This window comes from Stenotrophomonas sp. AGC87 (assembly GCF_057333975.1).
The window spans coordinates 47983-50793 of the sequence record NZ_JBHFHW010000039.1; the positions used below are offsets into that span (position 1 = coordinate 47983).

At 67.0% G+C, this 2811-nt stretch carries 3 protein-coding genes and 1 pseudogene; 2 read left to right on the forward strand and 2 right to left on the reverse strand.

Annotated features, from left to right (window positions below):
- Positions 1-27 precede the first annotated feature (27 nt).
- Together gph and ACE026_RS16020 are read right to left on the reverse strand one after the other, a co-directional pair.
- Positions 28-678, reverse strand: coding sequence for a phosphoglycolate phosphatase (gph, locus tag ACE026_RS16015; RefSeq protein ID WP_486039840.1), 651 nt, complete (start codon positions 676-678; stop codon positions 28-30).
- Between the two features lie 85 nt (positions 679-763).
- Entirely contained in the window at positions 764-1666 is a 903-nt protein-coding gene (locus ACE026_RS16020; protein WP_121042474.1) for a LysR family transcriptional regulator, read from the reverse strand.
- 96 nt (positions 1667-1762) lie between these two features.
- On the opposite strand from ACE026_RS16020, the gene ACE026_RS16025 reads away from it, so the two are divergent.
- Together ACE026_RS16025 and ACE026_RS16030 are read left to right on the forward strand one after the other, a co-directional pair.
- Positions 1763-2401, forward strand: coding sequence for an NAD(P)-dependent oxidoreductase (locus tag ACE026_RS16025; protein ID WP_486039842.1), 639 nt, complete (start codon positions 1763-1765; stop codon positions 2399-2401).
- A 72-nt stretch (positions 2402-2473) separates the two neighbouring features.
- A pseudogene (locus ACE026_RS16030) lies at positions 2474-2695 on the forward strand (MBL fold metallo-hydrolase); the annotation flags it as partial.
- Positions 2696-2811: the final 116 nt, after the last annotated feature.

The following is a 2811-nucleotide window of genomic DNA, read 5'->3' on the forward strand; positions in this document are numbered from 1 at the left end:
CCGTTGGTCGCCCCACGCTCGAACGCCTTACAACACCAACAATTCCCGCAGATCATCCACCACGGCAACCGCCTCGACGTGGTCCAGATCCAGCCCGCGCGGATACCCATAGCGCACCAGCGCCACCGGCATCCCGGCATCCACGGCAGCGCGGTAATCGGTGATCGAATCACCCACCATCAATGCGGCCTCGACGGCCACCTCGAACTGCGCGGCGATATGCCGCAAAGGCGCACCACTGGGCTTGCGCTCCGGCAAGGAATCCCCGCCCAGCACCAGTGCGAACACGTCCTGCAGACCGAAATGCTGCAGCAACGGCGCTACCAGCGCGGACGGCTTGTTGGTGCAGATCGCCAGCGTCACCGAACGTTCGCGCAAGGCAGCCAACGTGTCGGTCACGCCATCAAACAGGCGCGGGCTGCGCAACAGGCACGCTTCGTAGTGCCGCATGAAACCGGGCATCACCTCGTCCAGATCGATATCACTGCCAGCCGCGGTAAACGCCTGCTCGACGAGCCGCCGCACGCCATCCCCGATCCACGTCAACACCGTCGCCTCCGGCACGCGCGGCAACTGCCAGTCCTGCAGCGTGCGGTTCAGCGCTTCGGCGATATCGGCCGCGCTGTCCACCAGCGTGCCATCCAGATCGAACACCACCAACGGATACGGATACGACAAGACGACACTCACTTCAACGACGTGGGAGCCCCATTGTACGGCGGCACCGCAACGGCTCTGCTCATGCGCCGTTGACCCCAGGCACTCAGAGCAGCGCCAGAAACTGAGGGCTGCTGAAACGCTCCACCAGGAAATCCAGGAAGCTGCGCATGATCGTCGGCAGCTGCCGGCGCGAGGCGTACACGGCGTGCAGCCCCAGCGTCTCCACCGTGTAATCGGGCAGCACGGCCACCAGCTCGCCCGAACGCAGCAGCGGCGCGATCTGGTACATCGGCAACATGGCGATACCCGCCCCGGCGCGTACGGCTTCCAGCAGCAACGATGCTTCGTTGGCGCTGATGTTGCCACCCACCGCCACCGCGATCTGTCGCCCGTCGCGCTGCAGGTGCCACACACTCTTGCCGACGTAGTGGTGGGTCAGGCAGTTATGCGCGGCCAGTGCATCGGCCGTGCCCGGCGCACCGCGCTCGGCCACGTACGACGGCGCCGCACACAACACCGACCGGCACGGCCCAAGATGGCGCGCGATCAGACTCGGGTCGATCGCGCGCGAGATGCGTACGGCGATGTCCACCCGTTCTTCCACCAGATTCACCACCCGATCGACGAGTAACAGTTCCACCCGCGTCAGCGGATGGCGTTTGACGAACTCGGCCACCGCCGCGGCCAGGTGGAGCTGCCCGAAAGAAACACTCGCGGTCACCCGGATCAGCCCGTGTGGCTCGGGGTTGTCAGTGGCCAGCTCAGCGTGCAGTTCATCGCCGATCGCCAGCATCTGCCGGAAGCGCAGCAGCGCCGCTTCTCCCGGCCCGGTCAGGCTGATCCGGCGCGTGGTCCGGTGCAGCAGACGCGCGCCCAGCCACCGCTCCACCTCGGCCAGATAGCGCGTCACCATCGCCCGCGACATCTCCAGCGCCTCGGCCGCAGCGGTCAGGCTGCCACGCTCGGCCACCTCGACGAACACGTTCATGGCGGTCATCCGGTCCATTTGATCGATCCGTGCAACAAATTAGGCCGTTATACGCGGTTTTTCGTTCGATTCCAGAGGCATACGCTGGGTTTCCTTCCTCAACGGACCTCCCCCATGAAAATTGCTCTCGTTGGTGCCACCGGCAACATCGGCCGTGAGATCGCCCGCCAGGCCCTCGCCCGCGGCCACCAGGTCACTGCCATCGTCCGCCGTGAGACCGACCTCCCGGCCGAACTGGACGGCGCCCAGCTGGCCGTGGCCGCGCTGGACGACACCGACGCCCTGGCCGCCGTGATCGCCGGCCATGACGTTTTGGCCAGCGCCTTCGGCCCGCGTCCGGGCGATGCCCCGACCACGGTGACCACCACCAGTGCGGCCCTGGTCGCCGCGGCGCGCCAGGCCGGCGTGCCCCGCTTCATCATGGTCGGTGGCGCCGGCAGCCTGGAAGTTGCCCCCGGCGTGCAACTGGTGGACACCGAGGGCTTCCCCGACGCCTACAAGCCGGTCGCCCTGGCCGCCCGCGAGACGCTGAAGCAGCTGCGCGCCGTCGACGACCTAGACTGGACGTTCTACTCCCCGGCCGCAGAAATCGGCCCCGGCCCGCAGCGCGGCGGCTTCCGCACCCAAGCGAAGAACTTCCTGGTCGGCGATGACGGCCACAGCCGGATCAGCTACCCCGACTACGCCGACGCCTTCGTCAGCGAAATCGAAACCCCGCAGTACGTGCGGCAGATCGCCACGGTTGCCTACTGACCAGGCCGCCGATCTGGAAGCAGCCGACCAACGGTCGGCTCTACCGGCCCCGGTGTCATGTCGGGGCCGTCCCTCGACGGCGACACCCTCACCCTGGAAGGCCAACCGATCAAGATCATCGGCCTCACCGGCCCCACGCCGGACCGCACCGTCCTGTGGATCCCCGCCCTGCGCACCGTCCTCGGCGGCATCCCCATCGTTGCCGCGATGAAAAAATGCTATCCGAACCTGGCTGGCGAGAGCTCGCTGGAACTGAGCGCAAAAGTAGCCAAGGGTGAAATGCAGTGGCCGTAAAGGCGCATTCGTAGAAGCCCAACGTCATTGCGCACATTGAAAAGCGCGACGCGTTTCCTCTCTGCGCACCGACCTGTGTCGGGGGGGGGGGGGGGGGGGGGGGGGGGGGGGGGGGG

Excerpts from the sequence above, each read along its gene's own strand:
- ACE026_RS16020 (WP_121042474.1), bottom strand. The coding sequence starts at position 1,666 with ATGGACCGGATGACCGCCATGAACGTGTTCGTCGAGGTGGCCGAGCGT.
- ACE026_RS16025 (WP_486039842.1), top strand. The coding sequence starts at position 1,763 with ATGAAAATTGCTCTCGTTGGTGCCACCGGCAACATCGGCCGTGAGATC.